Raw genomic sequence first — 20,617 nt, forward strand, 5'->3', positions numbered from 1 at the left:
ACGTTGTCAATACGCGTGCACCGCGTATACGTGAACCAGCGCGGTCACGATCAGCACATACACAAACGGAATATGTGCCACGTGCCACAGCGAGAACAGGAACGCATAAGCAGAAAACTGCGATACGCTGACCACGGCATTCAGATAGCGGTCCACCATCTTCTTGGCCTTGGAACGTCTGCGTTGCAGGTCCTCACGGCTCCAGTGCTGGCTGGCCGCCATTTTCGGCAACAGCATGTCGAGCTCCCTGGCACATTGCTGGTAGACCTTGAACTGCAATACCGGCAACCAGAAGACGGCACGCATATTGGCCACAAAGCCATCGGAGGTCTGCAGCTCACGCTCCTCAAACGCCTTGAGCCGTTGCTCCACATGGGGCGCAAAGGCCAGGCGGGAGCGGGCATCTTCCTTGTCCATACCGGCGTTTTGCGTCACGGTCTTCAAGTCGGTGAGCTCGCCTTGCAGGCCACGGTTGACACGCTGAAACAGGAAGCGCCCGGCCACACCGCTGCCCGCCACCACCAGCATGCTGTACAAGGCCACGGCCGCATTGAGCGAGCCGGTGCGGAAGTTGGAGTGCAGCAAGACCAGCAGTGGACCCAGCACGCCCAGAACGATATGGACCCAGAACCAGATCTTGATATTGCCCCAGCCTTGCGCAAAGCGTACATATTTGCGCAATGGATAGGTCAGCAAGCACAACATCATGACGGAGCCTGTCACCCCAATCCAGTAGCCCGTGTCATCGCCGGACTGGAACAGGCCCAACTGGCTGATGCGCCAGGTGCCCCACAGCAATGCAACCAGCACGATGTAGACGAGCGAGTCTCCTGCCAGTATCTGGACAGAAGATTTACGCACGGCGTTCGATGCCGATCTGTTTGGCGGTGCTGCACTCATGTTGTTCGTATCCGGCTCACACGGAGCTCCTCCTGGCTAATGGCAGCGTAGGCCGGTGGCCTTTTTCTCACTGTGCTGCACCATAGTTCGATAGCCATTAAGGATTTCTTAAGGGTGCATCAAACGGGTTGCAGAAAACCTACGGCTGTCGTTTGTCTCGTATCTCGTTGTGGGTTGCACCCTGTGCTTCTTCATGGGGCATCTGTTCGCTGTCGGTGTAGAGCATGGACAACATATAGCTCTTGCTGAAGTCCTGGTGATCGAGTTCGCGCTGCGAATAGGCCAGGGTCGCCTTCAGCAGCGAATACCCCAGAATGCCCAAAATGACCAGGAGGGACCACAGGTCCACCGCGCGCAGATGCACACCCGGCCAGCCGTATTGCGCCATGGCATAGGCCGCCAGCAAAAATACCAGGGTGCACATGCGTACGTAACTGGAGGCCAGACGTGGGCGCAGCCATTTGACGTTGGTCAAGAAAATACCCAGCAACGAAAAACTCAGCAGCAGTAGCAGCAGGACGCCACCATATATATATATTGGCTTCATGGTGTTGCCTCTATCGGATCGCCTGCATTGTTGCGACCTTCACTGACGAATTTCTTAAGACAACCGTAAGCCAATCACTGTGGCTTCACGGTGATGTTGATGGTGCTGCTCATTTCCGGACCATAGGACTCGTGGCGTCCGTTGCCGAATTGCAGTGTCAGCTTGTGCGGTCCGGGTGGCAAGTCGATGCGGGCGCTGGTGAGGCCGGTGCCGTAGTGGATGTGTGTTTCATCCACATCAATCGGCTCACCCTTGGGAACAGGCTCGCCGTCGATGATCAGATGATGGTGACCCGTACCCGGCGTCTTGTCGCGCAACGGTGCAATGCGCATGCCTTCCAGGCCAAACCGCACAGTCACCGGTGATGTGACTTCGGCCTTGTCGAGCGGCTCCAGAAAAAAGACGCGATCCGCAGCCCGTGCCAGGTTGCCCGCCAATGTGGCCATCAAGAATGCGACGCTCACGCATGAGACGCGCAGGTAGTGTATGTATTGCATGGACGTGCCCTGTGCCTATTTATATTCTGTGTCGGCCACCTGCAATATTTATTGCAAGGCCAACGACTCTGAGGTGATTGTGAGGTATGAATCACCTCACGCATCGCGGGAATGCCGTGCGGATCATGCTACAAAATGTAACAACAGCCAGTCTTTGTAACCTGGCACCTGCGGATGTTGCGTGCCCGCGCGTTAGACGGTGCCGAACTTGGTCTCGAAGTCGATGCCTATTTTTCGCAGCAAGGGCGTCGGCAAAAGGCCGCCAGCACAGACGATGACCGCATCGTTGGTCAGCGTGTGCAGCTGTCCGTTCTGCTCCAGCTGGACTTCCTTCTCCAGGATTTCCTTGATACCGGAATTGAGCAGCACCTGAATGCGGCCTGCTTTTTCGGCCTGCTCCAGCAGGGTTCTGTTCTTGGGTTTGACGCGCGAAAAGGCGGCACTGCGATAAGACAGGGTGACCGTGGTGCCGTCCTGCTCCGCAATGGCAATGGCGGCTTCGAGCGCACTGTCGCCGCCGCCCACTACCAGCACGGATTGGCCCTTGTATTGCTCGGGGTCGATCAGGCGGTAGACCACCTTGGGGCTGTCTTCACCCGGCACATCGAGCTTGCGCGGCGTGCCACGCCGCCCCATGCTGAGCAGCACGCTGCGGGTGACGTAGCCACCCTTGTTGGTCTGCACCACAAAACCGTCGCCGGACTTTTCAATGCTCTCCATGCGCTCGTGAAACGAGATCTGCAGCCCCGTCTTTTCGACAACGCCCAGCCAGAACTCGAGCAGCTTTTCCTTTTGCACCTCGCCGAACTTCACCGTGCCGACGATGTCCAGCACCACCGGTGCGGTCATCGCAATCTTGTTGCGCGGATAGTGGTACACCGTGCCACCCAGGGAATCTTCCTGCTCGATCAGCTTGTAGCGCAGCTTGTGGTGCATGGCTGACAGACCGGCCGAGAGTCCCGCCGGGCCGCAGCCCACGATCACCACGTCGTATTCGGCTTGGCCTCCATCGCGCTTGCGCAGTGCGTTGATGGCCTGGCGCCCTTGCTCTGCCGCCTTGCGGATCAGTCCCATGCCGCCCAATTCACCAGCGATGAAGATGCCCGGCACGTTGGTCTCGAACTCACCGCTGATGTGGGGAATGTCGATGCCGCGCTTCTCGGTACCGAACACCAGCTTGATGGCGTCATGCGGACAGGCCGCGAGGCACGCGCCATGGCCTATGCAATGGGAGGCATTGATCAGCACGCCGCGGCCGTTGACGATGCCAATGGCGCCTTCCGGGCACACCGTGGCGCAGGAGCCCGAACCTATGCAACGCACCGGGTCAAACACCGGATGCAGCGAGGGCGGCTCTGCCATGCCACCCTGTATCGATTCCCGCAACTGAGACTTGTCGGTTTCAACCTTCTTCACATGCCGCCGTGAATACAACACGATGACCGCGAGAATGATGGCAGCGTAGAGGTACAGGTAATTCACGACGGACTCGCCGGGCAGACAGGCACTAGGGTTTGACAGCGTCCTTGATTTCGATCTTCAGGCCGGTTGCACCCACGTTCACGACGGCCGACTGGCCCGCGAGGTCGCCCGGCTGGGCCATGGCATTGCCGCTCTTGCTGACGCGCGCACCCACGATGACCTTGCTGGCGGTGGACAGCGCGCTGGCGGGCGACATGGCCATGCTGTCATTGAGCGTGAAGTTCAGCGGCAGGTCCTTGACCTGCTTGCGCAGAATCGCCAGGGGCATGCGTGAGCCTTCGGCTGCGCGGGCAAACACGAACACGGTGTCTTCCGGTTGGGCCTGCTTGGCCAGTGCCGGCGCAAGGGTGACGGTACCACTCACTACGCCACCGCCCGCAGCGGCTGGTGCCGCATTGCCTGCAGGTGCCGCGTCCAGCGGCTTGGCCGCTGGCGGCATGCCGGCGAGCCGACGTGCTTCCACAATGGCCGGCTCCACCTGCTGTGCGAACACATTGCCCGGGGGCGAGACGGCCACCATCTTTTCCCAGATCTGCACCGCACTGGTGTAGTCCTTGGTGTTGAAGGCCTGGGTACCTGCCAGGTACAAGGCCTTGAGGTTCTTGGGGTCCAGTTTGAGCGCACGCTCCACCAGCTTCATGGGTTCGCCGGTGAGGTCGCTGTTGTTATTGACCGCCATGGAATCGGCGTAATCGGCCAGCAGTGTGGGATCGTCCTTGCGCAGGCTCAAAGCCTTCTCATACGCCTTGAGCGCCTCTGCATGGCGCCCCAGCACGCTGTAGGAACGTGCCAGCATGGACCAACCTTCCACATCATCGGGACGGGACTTGAGTCGCTCAGCCAGCTTCTCGGTCATGGCAGCGATCTGCTCGGCACCCACGGCGTGGGGTGCGGGCTTGCCGTCCGCTGCTACCTGACCCGAATCGGTGGTGCCCGTCAGCGCGCCGGGTGAGCCCTTCCAGGCATATCCGGCCAGCGCCAAAGCCAGCACGCCCACGGCCAGCCCCGTGAGCAGCAGTGGCGAAGGCCGGGGTGCGGTAGCCGGCACGGGCGGAACACTGGCCGCTGCCGTGGCGGCATACGCCGCAGCCGCCGCCTTGCCCGACATCGTGGACTGCTTCCTGGGGTTGGGAGACGCGGCGGCCGTAGCCAGACGGGTAGTCGCCTCGGGCGCTGCGGACAGCACCAGCTCCAGAATGCGCCGCTCCAGCGTGGCCCTTCCCTCCTGGTACTGGGCTTCGGCCAGCACACCGCTGTCGTGCAAGTCCTTGAGTTGGGCCAGCTTCTGTTTGAGGCCTTCAATCGTGTCGGTGGAGGTGTTCATTCGCAATCCAAATCAGTGGGCGGTACGCTCGGTGGCATCTTCGGCGGCGACGCCGTCATCCGGTTCTTCCGGGTCAAACTTGTCGGCAGGCATGCGGTTGCGCCGGCGCAGTATCAGCACCAGCATCACCAGCCCGGCCACCAGCATCACGCCAGGGCCCACCCACAGCAGCACAGTGGTGTTCTTGAAAGGCGGGCGATACAGCACGAAGTCGCCGTAGCGTGCAGTCATGTAGTCCAGGATCTGCTGGTCGGTCTGACCCTTTTGCAGCATCTCGCGCACCTGCTGACGCAGGTCCACGGCGAGGTCGGCATGGGAGTCGGCAATGGTCTGGTTCTGGCACACCAGGCAGCGCAGCTCGGCCGTGATGCTGAGCATGCGCGCTTCCAGCGCCGGATCGGCGGCTGCGGGAGCCGCCTCGTTGGCCGAGGCGATGGACATCCAAGCGGCCATGCACAACAGCAAAAGCCACTTAGACATTGCCAGCCTCCTTCTTGAGCTGCTGCACCAGAGGAATCAGCTTGGTCTCAATGGCCTCAGGCGTGAAGGGGCCGATCTGCTTGTAGCGGATCACGCCTTTGGCGTCGATCAGGAAGGACTCCGGCACACCATAGACTCCGTAATCGATGCCGACCTTGCCGTCGCGGTCGAACAGCGAACCGTCGTAGGGGTTGCCAAAGGTGGCCAGCCACTTCATGCCGGCGGCCCGGTCGTCCTTGTAGTTCAGGCCGTAGATGGGCAGCATCTTGGAGCGCGAGAACTCCACCAGCAGGGGATGCTCTTCACGACAGGCCACGCACCACGATGCAAACACGTTGAGCAGCCAGACCTTGCCGAGCATGTCGTCACGCTTGAATGTGGTGTCAGGCTTGTCCAGCAGGCTCAGCGAGAAGGCTGGCGCCGGTTTATCGATCAGCGGTGAGGGTACCTCGCGCGGGTCCAGAAACAGGCCCTTGAACAGAAAGCCGACCAGCCCCAGGAAGATGAACAGAGGCAACAGGAAACGCAGATACTTGCTCATGGTTGCTCTCCGCCGGGCCGCCCCAAGGAGAGCAGCGCCCCCTCGGGGGGCAGTGAATACACGCAGTGACGAACGTGGGGGCTCATACTTTAACTCCCGCTTTGCGGCGGTAACGCCTGTCGGTCAAGGCCAGGAATCCCCCAAAGGCCATCACCAGGCCACCGCCCCAAATCCAGTCAATAAAAGGCTTCACATAGACGCGGATGATCCAGGCTCCGCCCTCCACCTCTTCACCCATGGAGACATACAGGTCACGGGTCAGGCCCGGGCTGATGGCCGCTTCCGTCATGGGATTTTGCTGCACGCGGTAGATGCGCTTCTCCGGGTGCAGTTCGGCCACCCTGCTGCCGTTGCGGGTGATTTCGATCTGGGCGCGCGTCGCATCGTAGTTGGGGCCGGTAATCTGCTTGACGCCCTTGAAGGCAAACTGGTAGCCCTTCACCGTGGTGGTGTCGCCTACGGCCATCTTGACGTCACTCTCGACCTCATAGGTCTTGACCATGGTCACACCAAAGCAGAACACGGCCACGCCGATGTGCGCCACCATCATGCCGGCCAGCGCACGCGGAATCTGACCCATGCGACGGCGCAACTCGGCAAAGCCTTTGCCTTCGGGGCGCACACGCTCCCAGAAGTCGGTGGCCACGGAGCTGAAGATCCAGTAGGACATCATCAAGCCGATGCTGGCCACCAGATGGATGGAGCCCGCCAGCAGGCCGGTGAGGATGGAAGCGACCACGGTCACACCCGCGGCCCACTTCAGGCGGCTGGCCAGATCCGGCACCGAGGTTTCCTTCCAGCGCGCCATGGGCCCGACGCCCATCAGGAAGATGGTAGGCAGCATCAGCGGCATGAAGACCGAGTCGAAATACGGCGGGCCTACCGAAATCTTGCCCATGCCCATGGCATCCAGCAGCAAGGGGTAGAGCGTGCCCAGCAGCACCACACCGGCTGCCACCATGAACAGCACGTTGTTGGCCAAGAGCGATGTCTCCTTGGAGAACAGCGCAAAGCGCGCGCCCAGACCCACGGTAGGCGCACGCCAGGCAAACAGGGTGAACGAGGAGCCGATCACCACTGTCAAAAAGGCCAGAATGAACAGGCCGCGGCGCGGGTCAGTGGCAAAGGCGTGCACCGATGACAGCACGCCCGAGCGGACCAGGAAGGTGCCCAGGAGCGAGAACGAAAACGCCAGGATCGCCAGCAGCACGGTCCAGTTCTTGAAGCTGCCGCGCTTCTCGGTCACTGCCAGCGAGTGGATCAGCGCCGTGCCCAAGAGCCAGGGCATGAGCGACGCGTTTTCCACCGGGTCCCAGAACCACCAGCCGCCCCAGCCCAGTTCGTAGTAGGCCCAGGAGCTACCCATGGCAATGCCCACGGTCAGGAACATCCAGGCCACGGTGGTCCAAGGGCGGGTCCAGCGCGCCCAGGTGGCGTCCAGGTTGCCGCCTATCAGGGCCGCAATCGCAAACGCGAAGGCGACACAGAAGCCGACGTAGCCCATGTAGAGCGTGGGCGGGTGAAACACCATGCCCGGGTCCTGCAACAGCGGGTTCAAGTCCCGGCCATCAGGGGGTGCGGGAAACAGCCGGTCAAATGGGTTGGAAGTGAGCAGCATGAAAAGCAGAAAGCCCACGCTGACCAGCCCCATCACCGAGAGAATGCGCGAGAGCACTGGCTGCGGCAAATGGCGGCTGAAAATCGCGACGGCCACCATCCACACCACCAGCATCTGCACCCACAACAGCAGCGAGCCTTCATGCCCGCCCCAGAAGCCGGCTATCTGGTACTGCAAGGGCAAGGCGGTGTTGGAATTGGAAGCCACATACAGCACCGAGAAGTCGCTGCGGATGAAGGACACCATCAGGCACACGGAAGCCAGTGAAACCAGGCAGAACAACAGGTAACTGGCAGGACGCGCCAGCGCCATCCAATCAGCCCGACCACGCGCTGCGCCCCACATCGGGAACACCCCGAGGACGAGCGCTACACCCAGCGCCAGCCAGAGAAAGAAGTGACCAAGTTCAGGAATCATGTTTATTTGCTCGTAACCAGGGATGCGGCGGTTTTTTCGTTGCTCTTGGCGGCGTTCTTGAGTGCTTCTGCTGCTTCGGGCGGCATGTAGTTCTCATCGTGCTTGGCCAGAACCTCCTTGGCAATGAACACGCCGTCCTGCAGCTTGCCCTGTGCCACCACGCCTTTGCCTTCCTTGAACAGGTCGGGCAGGATGCCTTCAAAGTGCACCGGCACGGTTTGCGCCGTGTCGGTTACCTTGAAGTCCACGGCCACGCCGTCGCGCTTGACGCTGCCGGCCACCACCAGACCGCCCAGGCGGAAGGTGCGGCCCACGGGCGCCTCCTTGGAGGCGATCTGCGAGGGCGAGAAAAAGAACACCAGGTTGCTCTGGAAGGCATTGAGGATCAGCGCAGCCGCTGCACCGATCACCAATACCACGCCGGCCGCAATGGCCAGCCGTTTATGCCGCGTTTTCATATTTGTTCACCTTGTTCATCCCATTCACTCAGTGCCGCCAAAGCTGCACGGTGTCTGCGTGCAGCCAAAGCGGGCTCCAGCAGCATCCAGGCAGCCGTTACGCCGTAGGAGCCCCATACATACAGGCCATAGCCACCCATGGCAAAAAAATCACTCGCGCTATTCCAGATCATGGTGTCACCTTCACTTCTTTGCCAGGGCTTGCACCCAATCGGCGCCGCGCTCACGCTCCAGCACGATGGCGCTGCAGCGTCTGAACACCACGGCAAAAGCATAGGCCCAGAAAGCCACGGTCATCAGCAACATGGAGGTCAGCATGGTGGCGGCCATCTTGGGAGCGGCCGTCATGCTGATGGTGGCGCCTTGGTGCAAGGTGTTCCACCAGCGCACCGAAAAATAGATGATGGGCACATTCACCGCGCCGATGATGGCCAGCAAGGCACCCGCATGGTCGGCACGGCGGGTGTCGTCAATGGCTTCGACCAGGGCCATGAAGCCCAGGTACAAAAACAACAGGATCAGTTCGGACGTAAGCCGTGCGTCCCACACCCACCATGCGCCCCAGGTGGGCTTGCCCCAGAAGGCGCCTGTCCACAGCGCCAAAAAAGTAAACGCGGCTCCGGTAGGCGCCAGAGCGCGCGCCATCATGGACGCCAGCCGCGCATTGGCAGCCCAGCCGAACGCAGCCCAGCCGGCCATGGCCAGATAGATCACCATGGACATCCAGGCCGCGGGCACGTGGATAAAGATGATGCGGTAGGCATCGCCCTGGGTGGCGTCCGTGGGCGCCACAAAGAAACCGATGTACAGCCCCCAGACGGCAAACACCGCGGCTATGGCATACAGCCACGGCACGCTCCAGCTTGCCAGCCAGTAGAAGCGCGAAGGTGCGGCGAAGTAAAAAAGTCGTGGCAGGTTTTTCATACAGATATGCGCAAGGCTGCAGCAGTGGCCACTGGCGCGCCCAGCGACGTCAGCAGCAACATCGCTCCCAACAGATAAAAATGGCCATTCGGCGCCAGCCCCGCTTCCGCAGCCGACACCGCGCCAGCGCCAAAAATCAACACCGGAATGCACAGGGGCAGCACGATCAGCAGGATCAATACGGCCGAGTTGCGCAACCCCAGCGTCAGCGCTGCACCCATGCCGCCCATCATGCTGAGTATCGGTGTACCCAGCAAAAGCCCCAGAGCCATCAGGCCAATGGCTTCCCAGGACAGGCCAAACAGCAGCCCCAACAGCGGCGACACTAACAGAAGCGGCACTCCGGTCATCAGCCAGTGGGCAAAGCCCTTGGCCACAGCCAACTCGGTGCCCGACATGCGCGAGATCAGCATCTGCTCCAGCGAGCCATCGGCGTAGTCGCTCCCATACATGGAGTTGAGCGACAGCATGCTGGACAGCAGCGCACAGACCCAGACAATGCCGGGCGCTATCTGCTTGAGGGTGGACGGCTCCGGCCCTACACCCAGCGGAAACAGGCTCGCAGCCACCACGAAGAACGCCACCGGCAGCAAGGCCTCTGCCGGCCTTCTGCTGGCCAGGCGCAGGTCGCGCGCCAGAACTGCCACCATGGGGTTCACTGCATCACCTCGGCGCTGCGCGGCGCGGCGCGCGTTCCCTGCAAGGTCAGCTCCACCAGCGGCAAGCCCTCGGGGCGCACGGGGATGTGGCTGGTGAACAGCACGATGCCGCCACGCTGCACGTTTTCGCGGAACAGCTCCTGCACCAGAGCCAGACCGGCGTCATCCAGTGCGTCAAAAGGTTCGTCCAGTATCCAGAGGCCGGGCCGGTCTTCCAAGGCCAGACGCGCCAGCGCAACGCGGCGGCGCTGGCCTTGCGAAAGCATGCGCACCGGTAGCTTGCGCCGATGAAACACGCCCATGCGGCGCAATGCCGCTTCCATGCGATCCTGCGGGCAAGCGCGGCCATGCACGGTGGTGAGAAAACGCAGAGCCTCCACGGCTGTCAAATCGTCCTTGAGTGCATTGGCATGGCCCATGTAGACAAGGCGGGCGCGGTAGTCTTCAGATTCGGACAGCGTCTGGGTATTCCAGTGGAGCTGGCCGCCATCGGGGCGGGACAGGCCTGCCAGCACGCGCAAGAGACTGGTCTTGCCACTGCCGTTGGAGCCGCGCAGCCAGACCAGCTGGCCTGCCTGCAGTTCAAAACTCAGTGCCTTGAACAGAACCTCAGTGCCCCGGCGAACGGTGAGATCCTGGGCCCGCATGCCCGCGCTCTGCTCGTGTTGAAAAGTCAAATCGTCCGCCAAGGTAAATAAGAACCCCGCCACATCGGGCACATGCTGTAGCGGTTTCCCCCGCCGCCAGGCTCCAAGAGTGGTGGATTATCGCCTGCCAACATTAAGAGACATTGACGTCCGTCAAGTCCAAGGGCCTTGCCCGTATCAAGCTGTAAATCACATCTACCCCCGGGCAAGTTCATCAGTTTTGCCGTTTTGGTACCGGCAAATGCCACCTGGATGCAACGGAACAACTGGCAACACATTGCAAGACTGCAAAGTATTTGCCACGGCTGCTTACATTTGTTTACATTTACCTGCAAGCGCCTTTGTCAAACTTTGTAGGGATTGCGGGTGCGGCCAACATAAATACTGCTACTTATGGGGACCACTTGGCATGCTTTCATTCCTTGTGCTGATATGTAACAAGCTCAAAAGGGCCCTCGGCATTCTTGCCCTGACGCTGCTGGCCTTCTCCACTGCGCAGGCGCAGTCAGTTTCCGCGGGACAGGGCATATACCGGACAACCGGCTCCACCGGGTATGGCGTGTGCTCAAGTTGCCACTTCGGTACGGAATACAGCACCACCCAATCGGTAACGGCCCCGGGACACCCCAATGCCTCCAACGACCCGACCTTCCTGAAGACTGCGCTTTCCTCCGGAGGTCTCATGTATGCCGCAGCGGGTGGCACGCCCACGCCACCCAGCGACGCCAACATCACCTCGCTGGCCCTCTACATCGGCCAGTATTTCACGCCGCACTTCAACACCACCACCAGCACCTTGAGCGTGAAGTCCGGCGGCTCGGCTACCAAGGACGTGTGGGGCTACCTGGCCTCCGGCACTTCCGGTGGCTCTGCGGCAGATAACGGACTTGCCGCAAGTGCCTCCCACGGCACGGCCACACCCTCGCAGGCCGCGGGATCGCTGGCCATGCAATACAACATCGGCTATACATCCAATGCCAATTACACCGGCTCGGACTCCATTAGCGTCACGGCCACCAATCCCAAGGGCACGTCCAATACACACACCATTGGCGTTACGGTCTACGGTTTCACTTCAGCGCCCAGCTCGGCAACCGGGGATGCAGGCGTCGCGTATACCTCCGGCTCTCCATTGGCGACCTTCACTTCCAACGACTCGTCTGCCACGTTCGCCGCGTCAGGCCTTCCTGCGGGATTGAGCATGACAACCGGCGGGAAGATTGTGGGCACACCGACCACACCCACCTCTTCCGGTGCTGCCACCGTAACCGTCACTGTGACGCTGCCCAGTGCCGTGGATGAAAGCGTCAAGACGCTCAGCACCACGATTTCGGTGACCATCCAGGGTTTCACCAACGCTTCCAGCCTGTCGCTCTCGCAGGGCGCCACGACCAACCTCCCGTTCAACGTCGCCGTCTATCCGTCAGCCGCCATATCGCTCAGCGGCACGTTGCCGCCTGGAGTGACGTACGACTCGGCCAATAAGCGACTGACCAGCACATCCGGCCCGCTCACTGCAGGCAGCTATCCGGTGACGCTGACCTCCGGATCACTGTCGCAGACGCTCACCATCACGGTGGCCCAGGCCAGTGCCCCGGTCATCACGACCGACCTCGCACAAAACAATCCCACCGTGCTGGGAACAGTGGGAACGGCGATCACGGCGTTCCACATCCTTGCCACCAATCCGCAACTGGTCAGCCAGTACTACGTTTCAGGGGTCAGCGGTCTGTCGGTGGACTCGACAGGGCTGGTGACGGGCACGCCCACCGTGAGTGGTGATTTCACACTCTCGCTGAACGCCACGAATGGCGCCTTGGGAACGGCCAAGACCGTCAGTGTGCGGGTCAATGCCGACCAGGCCCCGGTCATATCCAGCCCGGGCACTGCAACGGGAGTGGTAGGACCCTCCGCGACCCAGTACACGATTGCCACATCCGGCGCCAATGGTCCGTTGACCACCACGCCGTACTCGGCATCCGGCCTGCCACCCGGGCTGTCGGTCAACAGCAGCACCGGGGCCATTTCTGGCGCACCCACGGTCAGCGGCATTTATAGCGTCACGGTTTCGGCAATCAACACCGGCAATCTGACGGGCTCCAAAACGGTCGTATTCACCATCAACCCGAATGCCGTGTCCACCATCACCAGCCCGGCCAATGGGGCTTCAACCGTGTTCACCATCAACACGACCACCACGGTCCAATTGGTGGCAACCAACCTGCCTGCCACCTTTTCGGTGACGCCGGCCCTGCCCGCAGGCTTCAGCCTGAACACCGCCACCGGGCTCATCACGATTTTGCCGACCGCGCCGATGGCAAGCACGGCCTATACCTTCACGGCGACCAACCTGATAGGACCCAGCGCACCCATCACTCTGAACTTCGCGGTCGGGTCGCCTGCGCCAACCGGTTGCACGCTGACCACGCCTCTCAACACTGCGCAAACATTGGACCTGAGTGCCTGCATGTTCAATGGCCTGTCGCCCACCGGTTTTACCGTCTCGGTCGCGCCTGGGCATGGCAGCACCCAACTGAGTGGAACCAAGCTCACCTACACCCCGGCAAAGGATTACTTCGGTACCGACTCCATGATGGTGGTTGCGTCGTTTGGCGCGCTCAAGGCATCGGCGGGTACCGTGTCCATCACCGTCACCGGCCGCCCCGATCCCACACAGAACGCAGCCGTCACCGGGCTGGTAGCCAACCAGACGCAAACCGCATTGCGTTTCTCGCAGGCACAGGTTTCCAACTTCGGGCGCCACATGGAAAGCCTGCGGCGCCCGGGAGGACCGGGCGGCCAGCGCAGCGGACTCGGGGGGTTGACGCCAGCAGGCGCACAGGTGGTGAACAACCCGGGCTCTGATAGTGCCTGGAATACGACAGCAACGGGCAATGGCAACTTTGGCAATGCGGCCCTGACCAATATGCTCTCCGCTGGCATGCCCCAGGCATCCGCACCCGGAATGCAAGTCGGCAACGCCACCCAGTTGCCTACCGGAACCAACCCCACTGCATCCTTGCCGGTGGAGTCGGGCGTCTCCATGGCAATGAACCAGCTGGGTGTTCCCAATGCGCCGTTGATCGGCCTTCTGTACAACCTCAACCAGAACCGCACCCTGGATCTGGGCGCACTCAAATCGGCGTTTGGCAGTGACGGCCAATCAGGGGCGACCTTGCCAGGTACTTCGGTGTGGGTGGAAGGCGTGGTCAGCTTTGGCTCGCGGGATGCCAACGGCGCGGTGAGCGCGACCGAGTACAGCTCCAACGGGATCAGCGTCGGTGTGGATATTCCGGTCAGCGATGCATTCACCTGGGGCATGGGAGTGGGCCTGGCGCGCGACGTGGCCTACATCGGCACGGATGGCTCACGCAACCAGTCACAGGGCTATTCCGTGGCAGCGTACGGCAGCTACCTCTTTGGCGAAAACGCCTTTGTCGAGGGCATGCTGGGGGTGGGAACGATTGACTACGACATGCGGCGCTGGGTGGACCCCATGGCGGATTTTGCGCTGAGCAACCGCAAGGGGCTGCAGATCTTCGGCTCCATAGGCACCGGCCTGGAGTACCGCAACAACGGCCGCATGATTTCACCTTATGTGCGGCTGGACTTCTCGCAGGACAGGCTTGATGAGGTCTCGGAAACCGGCGCCGGCAACTATGCCCTGCACTACTTTGAACAGACCAACAACAGCTCGCAGGCCGTGCTGGGTCTGCGAGGCGAAGCGGTTCACTCCACGTCCTTCGGCTGGGCCGTGCCGCGCGCCCGCGTGGAATGGCGTCAGGACCTGATGGACGGCAGTGATGCGGTCATCTCCTACGCCGACCAGATCGGTGGCACACGCTACTCCATCGCTCCGACCGACAGCCGGCGCAGCGCCATGGTGCTGGGCCTGGGCAGCGAGTTCTTGTTCCGCGACGGCTGGTCCTTTGGTCTGGACTACCAGCTCAGCCGGGTGTCCAGCTCGGAGTCCAGCTACGCATTGCGCATGCGGCTGACCAAGGAACTGGGGGCCAAGGGCCTGCGCAATCTGCTCACGGGCGACGAAGAAATAACGGATGACGAAAACGAGATCACCGTGGACTCCAGCGCCACCTGGGATGACAACATCACCCGCGCCAAGTTGGGCAGCGACATCCGCTCCGACATGGTCTACACGGTGAACGTGAGCCGCACGCTGGAGTACCAGCTGACAGGAAATACCCGCTTCCTGCTGACCGGTGTGGCCACCGGCGAACGCTTCCAGAACTTCAACGGCTTGAGCCGCTTCGCGCTGGGCGCAGAGGCCACGCTGCAATACCGCGGATCGGCAGATTTCGATGCCCCCACCTGGGGTCTGGTGGGCAAGGTCACGGGAGAGGACTACCAGTCCAGCCTGCGTGACGGCATACGCAGCTCCGTTGGTGGCACCTGGCTGCAACCCCTGACGGACCGCATCACGCTGTTCAGTGCGCTCATGTACAACACGCGCCAGGCCAACGACTCGGTGTTTGAGACCCAGGACACATCTTTGCGCATGAATGTGGACTATTCGCTGGGCAAAGGAGCCACCCTGTACCTGACCGGCGAATACCGCGATGGCGACATCGTTTCCACCGGTCACCGATCGCTGGAGAACATCACGATCGCCCAGGCGCGGGTACAGGACGACGCCTACCCCAACGGAGAATTCTTCAGCTACCGGCTCAAGGGCACGACCGCACTGTTCACGCTGGGCTACAACGTCGGGCTGGGTGCACGCGATTCACTGGACTTCTCGTGGCGCTATGTGCAGTCCACTCCGGAGCTGCGACCTGCCTGGGCGACGTCGCCGAGCAGCTACATCAGCAACCAACTGTCCGCCACCTACCTGATGCGCTTCTGAGGTCATGATGCACAAACGATTTGCGCTTCCCGCTTTCACTACGCTGTTGCTTGGGGCCAGCTTGCTGCTCTCTGCCTGTGGCGGAGGCACGGGTGACAGCGGCGCTGCCGCATCCAGCAGCCCTGCCAGCCAGGCCGGACCTGCCGGGCCCAACAGCTTTCTGCTGTTTCCCAATCCGCAGGTGCAGACGGATGGCTCGCTGCAGGTGGACTCCACCGCCTACGCCACGGCCTATTACCAGGCGATAGACCCGACCAACGCGCGCGCCACTCTGGCAGGCTTCAAGGCTACCAATGGTTTTGGCACAGGCGGCAACGAGATCAGCATCGTCATCGGCGACCAGCGGGATCTGGGCTATGGCCGCAAGATGACGGGCCGCATGAACGCGGACGGCACCATCGCCTTTGTGGTGGAAAACTATCTGGTCGGTGGCTACGGACCCTACACCCCGTTTAACGTGGAAGCCGCCGTCAACGCCGAATCGCGCTGGCACATCGGCACCAACGGCATCGAATTCAGCCCAGGCCCAGGTGGCACGGTCAACTTTGTGAAGTTCTACACCTTCGACCCGATCTCTGGAGCACGGCTGCTTGCGGCCAACCTGGACGGGCGCGGCAACAAAGCCATGCCAACCATCTGCATCACCTGCCACGGCGGTCGCGGAGATGCGCTGACTCCATCAGGGTTGTTCCCCAAGCTGACGTACTCCCAGTCGGGCGCACGAGGCGATGTTGGCGGGCAGACCCATGCATTCGAGCCGGCATCGTTTGATTTCTCCAGCATCAGCGGCTTTACCCGCGCGGCGCTGGAGAGCAACATCAAGGAGCTCAACAAGATGGTGCTGTGCACCTACGCCAAGCCGGCCTCCGAGACCGCGGGCGCCTTCGACAGCTGCCGCCGTGCAGCCAATGTCAACGAATACCAGGGCACCGCAGCGGCACATATCAAGCACATGTATGGCGGCAATGACCTGCCCAATGCCATTGCCGAAACCTCTGACACCTATCTGCCTGGTGACTGGGGCAGCACCGGCCAGAGCAGTCTGTACGCAGACACTGTGACCAACGCCTGCCGTGTGTGCCACAGCATGCGCGGCAATGGCAATCAGTCGGATATCGATTTCGAGTCCTTCACCAAATTCGACGGCTATTCCGATCGCATCAAGACCCATGTGATCGACCGCGGCAACATGCCGTTGGCCAAACTGGTGTACGACAAGTACTGGACCACGCCGTCGATGTTTGGCGCCATGGCAACTTACCTAGCCGGCAAGGGCTTTGCAGATGCCAATGCGCAGCCGGGACGACCGGTGGCAGACCCCGGACCGGACCGGATCATCAAGAGCAACACGACCACGCTCTCGGCTGCCATGAGTCTGTACTCGAGCACCTACCAGTGGAGCGTTCTCACAGGCAACGCCACCCTGACCAATGCCAACACCGCAACGCCCACGTTCACGGCAGCGGGCGGCAACGGCAGTTACACGCTGCAGCTGGTGACGGGCAATGGCAGCACCGTCAGCGCCCCCAAGACGCTGACCATCGCGGTGGACTCTACGCTTACCTGGGACCCGCAGGCGGTGTCGTTCAACAATGCAACACCCGCCAATCAGATCCGCGACATCCTGCAAAACGGAGGTGGTGGCTGCAGCCTCGCCTGCCACGTCAACACGGCAACAGCCCCGAAACCGTCCGTCTTCTACAACGACTACGACCGCGCCGGCACGGGGGTTGTTGCAGGCACCGATGCCACCAACCGGAACTGGCTCTACACAGAAGTGCGCTCCCGGATCAACTTCACAGATCTGATCGCCAGCCCCCTGCTGCGCAAACCATCTGGCCACCACCACAATGGCGGTCAGCTCACTGGATTTGATACCAGCAAGGCACTGGGTAATTCAGCCCGCGTGGATTACGACAAGCTCGTTGCCTGGATTCTGCGCGGCGCGCCGGAAAACTGAAGCGCTTGAGGTGTGCGTCTGCCAGGGCAGGCGCACGTGGGGGATCAATAGGTTTTGCGCGGGCCGCTGTATGCGTCTTTGCCAAACACGAAAGGCGTGGTGCGTCCGACGATGGCCTCGATGAGCGCGAGCTCCTGGTCGGTGTGGTTCACAAAGGGCGCGTTGCGGATATTGCGTCCGGCACCGCCATCCTTGACGATGTAGAGAGGCCGGTCGTGGTGGCTCGCAGCCACAGTCTCATGGCTCTCTGGATCGTCGGTTGCCTGCACCTGGGTCATGCCGTAGCACGTGCAGAAATAGGTCTGTGCAGGGTCTGCTTCGATGTAAAAACCGGTACCGCGAATCCCCACCGTAGCGGTGCTGGTCTTCACGGTCATGGGGGAGTTGCGGGACACCGAAAGCAGCTTTCCCGTGAGCAACTGCAGTCCTGCAATAACCGAGGACAGCTTGGAGTCCTGTGCCAGAGAAGCCTGCTGAATCGTCAGCGTGCTGCCGCCACGCAGAATCATGGCGTGCGTGCCGACGGCAAATACCACCTGGCTGTTGGGGCCGGTCTGAACCGTATCGCCGGGTTTGATGAGTGTGCTCTTGTCAGCAGGTTTGTTGTTGACCTGCACGTCGCCGCTGGTGGAGAAAACAGATTGCCCTTCAGGTAACTTGGCGGGCTTGCTGCCCAGAATGCTTTGTGCCCGCACTGCATCCCAACCCGCGGCCAGCATGCCGGTAGACAAGGCACGGATCAGCCACGCGCGACGGGGATCATCGATCTCTTCGAACTTGCTCATGGAACACCCTGATGGTTTATGCGAGCGCACGCCTGCAACTCTGGAAAAGCGTAGGCCGCATTATGGGCGTTATCGCCCGTTTTTGCCTAATGCAGAGCGTCGTCCAGTACCTCAATCCAGTGCCGCACCGCAGTGTTTGTCCCGCTTTGCAAATGGGTGATGCAACCGATGTTGGCGCTGATGATGGTCTCGGCCGAAGTCGGTTGCAGGTTCTGCAACTTGCGGTCACGCAACTGGTAGGCGATGTCCGGGTTGAGCACCGAATAGGTCCCTGCTGAACCGCAGCACAGATGGGATTCGTTGCTGGCCAGCCGCACGGCAAAACCCAGCTCCTGCAGGTGCTGCTCCACGCCACCGCGCAGCTGCTGCCCGTGCTGCAAAGTGCAAGGGGGATGAAACACCAGTGGACTGCGGGGCGTACCCTTGAGCTTGCCGCGCAGTGCAGGAACCAGATCGGGCAGGAGTTCGCTCAGGTCCCGCGTCAGTTCGCTGACCCGTGCGGCCTTTGCCGCGTAGACCGGGTCGTTGCGCAGAATGTGTCCGTATTCCTTGACGGTCACACCGCAGCCGGAAGCATTCATTACCAGCGCCTCCACGCCGCTTTGGGTATCGGGCGCAATCAGCGGCCACCAGGCGTCGATGTTGGCGCGCATCTGGTCCATGCCGCCGTCCTGGTCATTCAAGTGGAACTTGACGGCACCGCAGCAACCGGACTTGCCCACCACCACGCTCTGGATTCCCGCCGCGTCGAGCACGCGCGCGGTAGCGGCATCGATGTTGGGGCTCATCGTGGGTTGGGCGCAACCCTTGAGCAACAACACCTTGCGCGCGTGGTTGCGGCTGGGCCAACTGCCGCTTGACTGGCGCGGCGGCACCTTGTTCTTCAGACTGCCGGGCAAGAGCGGACGCAGCAGCTGGCCGAGTTGCATGGACGGTGCAAACAGGGGAGATGGCAGACCTTCCTTCAACGCCCAACGCACGGCTTTTTCTGCTGCTGGGCGCGGCACCTTGGCATCCACCAGCTTGCGACCAATGTCCACCAGATGCCCGTAATCCACACCGCTGGGGCAGGTGCTCTCGCAGTTGCGGCAGGTCAGGCAGCGGTCCAGATGCATCTGGGTGGCACGGGTGGGCGCGGCGCCTTCGAGCACCTGCTTCATCAGGTAGATGCGTCCGCGCGGACCGTCAAGCTCGTCACCCAGCAGTTGGTAGGTCGGACAGGTTGCCGTGCAGAAGCCGCAGTGCACGCACTTGCGCAGAATGGCCTCGGCCGCTAACCCGTCGGGGGTGTTCTGGTACTCAGGCGCGAGATTGGTTTGCATGGAGGGTGAGTCCCGGATTGAAGATGCCCTGCGGGTCAAAACTGGATTTGAGGCGTTGGCTGATGGTTTGCAACGCGCGGTCATCAGAAATCAGGGCGGCACGTGCCTGACCGCTGTCCGTACCGGGAATCATGAATACGCTGGCGCTACCGCCTACGGCACGTGCGGCGGTTTCGATGCCGGAGCGCGCCGCAAGAGGCGCCCATACCCAGCGCAAGCCGCCATGCCACTCCACCAAGGGCTGTGTCGGCAGCTCCAGCACGGGCGCGGTTTGCGGCACGCTCAGGCGCCACAGTACACAGCCTTCTGGCGCTGCGGTGAAGAAGGGCAGTTGCTGGTTGCGGCACAGCTCCCAGTCCGATGCGGTCTGTGCATTGTCCAGACGCTGACCGGGCACTTCAGCCAGCATGCGTTTGCACGCGGCATCCACTGCCGCGGCGGCTCCACGCAGCCGCAGGTACAAGCCCGGCCTCGGAGCTGCGTCTTTTACCGAATCGTCCATGACCCAACAGCTGGCATTGAGCGGCAATGGCTCAGCCCCCCAGCGCTGCAGATGGTCCAGCGCCACGGCCTGCTCCAGAGCAAAGTACAGCGTGGCCTCGGACGGCGCGAAAGGCAATACCTTGAGCGAGACCTGGGTAATCAGACCCAGGGTTCCGCGCGCACCGGCCATCAAACGGGAGACGTCATACCCCGCCACGTTCTTCATGACCTGACCGCCAAAAGTCAGCCGCTGCCCCAGACCGTTGATGAGTTCAAGCCCGAGCACATAGTCGCGCACGCTGCCGGCATTTGCCCGCGCAGGGCCGGAAAGACCGCAGGCAACCATGCCACCCACCGTGGCCTGCGCCGCGCCGGACCAGGCGTAGTGCGGAGGCTCAAACGGCAGGTATTGGCCTTTTTCGGCCAGCAGTGCTTCCAGCTCGCGCAAGGGTGTTCCCACGCCCACGGTGACCACCAGCTCGGTCGGCTCGTAGTTGATCACACCGTTGAGGCCCCGGGTGTCCAGTACGTCCCCGTGGGAGGTTCCCTGAAAGGACTTGCTGCCACCGCCTCTGATCTGCAGAGCGGTGCCGTCCGATCGGGCTGCGTGAATGCGATCCGTCAGGGTTCGCAGGGCGTGTTCCAAATTTGGCATGGCCGCGATGTTACGTGCTGGACGCGGCGCAAAGCGTGAATTTTTTGTATGCAA

At 61.7% G+C, this 20,617-nt stretch carries 18 protein-coding genes; 2 read left to right on the plus strand and 16 right to left on the minus strand.

Annotated features, from left to right (window positions below; all coding sequences use genetic code 11):
- Nucleotides 1-6: 6 nt before the first annotated feature.
- The 13 genes from AC1RMF_RS10035 to ccmA form a co-directional block, all read right to left on the minus strand.
- A complete protein-coding gene (locus AC1RMF_RS10035) occupies nt 7-861 on the minus strand; it encodes a hypothetical protein (protein ID WP_493141339.1) in 855 nt (284 codons plus the stop codon).
- A 178-nt stretch (nt 862-1,039) separates the two neighbouring features.
- Nucleotides 1,040-1,447, minus strand: a complete 408-nt coding sequence (locus AC1RMF_RS10040; protein WP_342619749.1) for a hypothetical protein — start codon at nt 1,445-1,447, stop codon at nt 1,040-1,042.
- Nucleotides 1,448-1,521: 74 nt separating this feature from the next.
- Nucleotides 1,522-1,944, minus strand: coding sequence for a DUF4399 domain-containing protein (locus AC1RMF_RS10045; protein ID WP_493141340.1), 423 nt, complete (start codon nt 1,942-1,944; stop codon nt 1,522-1,524).
- A 192-nt stretch (nt 1,945-2,136) separates the two neighbouring features.
- Nucleotides 2,137-3,426, minus strand: a complete 1,290-nt coding sequence (locus AC1RMF_RS10050; protein WP_493141341.1) for an NAD(P)-binding domain-containing protein — start codon at nt 3,424-3,426, stop codon at nt 2,137-2,139.
- A 25-nt stretch (nt 3,427-3,451) separates the two neighbouring features.
- On the minus strand, nt 3,452-4,750 hold the full coding sequence (locus AC1RMF_RS10055; RefSeq protein ID WP_493141342.1) for a tetratricopeptide repeat protein: 1,299 nt from the start codon (nt 4,748-4,750) through the stop codon (nt 3,452-3,454).
- 12 nt (nt 4,751-4,762) lie between these two features.
- A complete protein-coding gene (locus AC1RMF_RS10060) occupies nt 4,763-5,230 on the minus strand; it encodes a cytochrome c-type biogenesis protein (RefSeq protein WP_342619753.1) in 468 nt (155 codons plus the stop codon).
- Nucleotides 5,223-5,771 carry a DsbE family thiol:disulfide interchange protein gene (locus tag AC1RMF_RS10065; RefSeq protein ID WP_493141343.1) on the minus strand — a complete coding sequence of 183 codons (549 nt, stop codon included), beginning with the start codon at nt 5,769-5,771 and terminating at the stop codon, nt 5,223-5,225. The genes AC1RMF_RS10060 and AC1RMF_RS10065 overlap by 8 nt, the downstream gene beginning before the upstream one ends.
- Before the next feature lie 82 nt (nt 5,772-5,853).
- Nucleotides 5,854-7,806 carry a heme lyase CcmF/NrfE family subunit gene (locus AC1RMF_RS10070; protein ID WP_493141344.1) on the minus strand — a complete coding sequence of 651 codons (1,953 nt, stop codon included), beginning with the start codon at nt 7,804-7,806 and terminating at the stop codon, nt 5,854-5,856.
- A gap of 2 nt (nt 7,807-7,808) precedes the next feature.
- Nucleotides 7,809-8,264, minus strand: a complete 456-nt coding sequence (gene ccmE / locus AC1RMF_RS10075; RefSeq protein WP_342619757.1) for a cytochrome c maturation protein CcmE — start codon at nt 8,262-8,264, stop codon at nt 7,809-7,811.
- Complete coding sequence (gene ccmD, locus AC1RMF_RS10080) at nt 8,261-8,437, minus strand: heme exporter protein CcmD (RefSeq protein ID WP_342619758.1); 177 nt, start codon at nt 8,435-8,437, stop codon at nt 8,261-8,263. The genes ccmE and ccmD overlap by 4 nt, the downstream gene beginning before the upstream one ends.
- A 10-nt stretch (nt 8,438-8,447) precedes the next feature.
- Nucleotides 8,448-9,188: a heme ABC transporter permease CcmC gene (gene ccmC / locus AC1RMF_RS10085; RefSeq protein WP_493141345.1), complete on the minus strand. Its 741-nt coding sequence runs from the start codon at nt 9,186-9,188 to the stop codon at nt 8,448-8,450.
- Nucleotides 9,185-9,838 (minus strand): heme exporter protein CcmB, encoded by a 654-nt coding sequence (gene ccmB / locus AC1RMF_RS10090; RefSeq protein ID WP_342621047.1) that lies wholly within the window; start codon nt 9,836-9,838, stop codon nt 9,185-9,187. The genes ccmC and ccmB overlap by 4 nt, the downstream gene beginning before the upstream one ends.
- Nucleotides 9,839-9,843: 5 nt before the next feature.
- Complete coding sequence (ccmA, locus tag AC1RMF_RS10095; protein ID WP_493141346.1) at nt 9,844-10,524, minus strand: cytochrome c biogenesis heme-transporting ATPase CcmA; 681 nt, start codon at nt 10,522-10,524, stop codon at nt 9,844-9,846.
- Between the two features lie 379 nt (nt 10,525-10,903).
- Here ccmA and AC1RMF_RS10100 point away from each other — a divergent pair, with 379 nt between their 5' ends.
- Together AC1RMF_RS10100 and AC1RMF_RS10105 are read left to right on the plus strand one after the other, a co-directional pair.
- Complete coding sequence (locus AC1RMF_RS10100; protein WP_493141347.1) at nt 10,904-15,358, plus strand: autotransporter domain-containing protein; 4,455 nt, start codon at nt 10,904-10,906, stop codon at nt 15,356-15,358.
- 7 nt (nt 15,359-15,365) lie between these two features.
- The gene (locus tag AC1RMF_RS10105) at nt 15,366-17,318 is read left to right on the plus strand and encodes a hypothetical protein (RefSeq protein WP_493141348.1); all 1,953 of its coding nucleotides are present in this window, start codon (nt 15,366-15,368) and stop codon (nt 17,316-17,318) included.
- Nucleotides 17,319-17,362: 44 nt separating this feature from the next.
- Here AC1RMF_RS10105 and AC1RMF_RS10110 read toward each other — a convergent pair whose 3' ends face one another.
- The 3 genes from AC1RMF_RS10110 to glcE all read right to left on the minus strand — a co-directional run bounded on the left by AC1RMF_RS10110 (nt 17,363) and on the right by glcE (nt 20,563).
- Nucleotides 17,363-18,103, minus strand: a complete 741-nt coding sequence (locus AC1RMF_RS10110) for a FecR domain-containing protein (protein ID WP_493141349.1) — start codon at nt 18,101-18,103, stop codon at nt 17,363-17,365.
- 86 nt (nt 18,104-18,189) lie between these two features.
- Nucleotides 18,190-19,425, minus strand: a complete 1,236-nt coding sequence (glcF, locus tag AC1RMF_RS10115) for a glycolate oxidase subunit GlcF (protein WP_493141350.1) — start codon at nt 19,423-19,425, stop codon at nt 18,190-18,192.
- A complete protein-coding gene (gene glcE, locus AC1RMF_RS10120; RefSeq protein WP_493141351.1) occupies nt 19,403-20,563 on the minus strand; it encodes a glycolate oxidase subunit GlcE in 1,161 nt (386 codons plus the stop codon). The genes glcF and glcE overlap by 23 nt, the downstream gene beginning before the upstream one ends.
- Between the last annotated feature and the right edge of the window lie 54 nt (nt 20,564-20,617).

The organism is Rhodoferax sp. GW822-FHT04A08 (genome assembly GCF_058801025.1).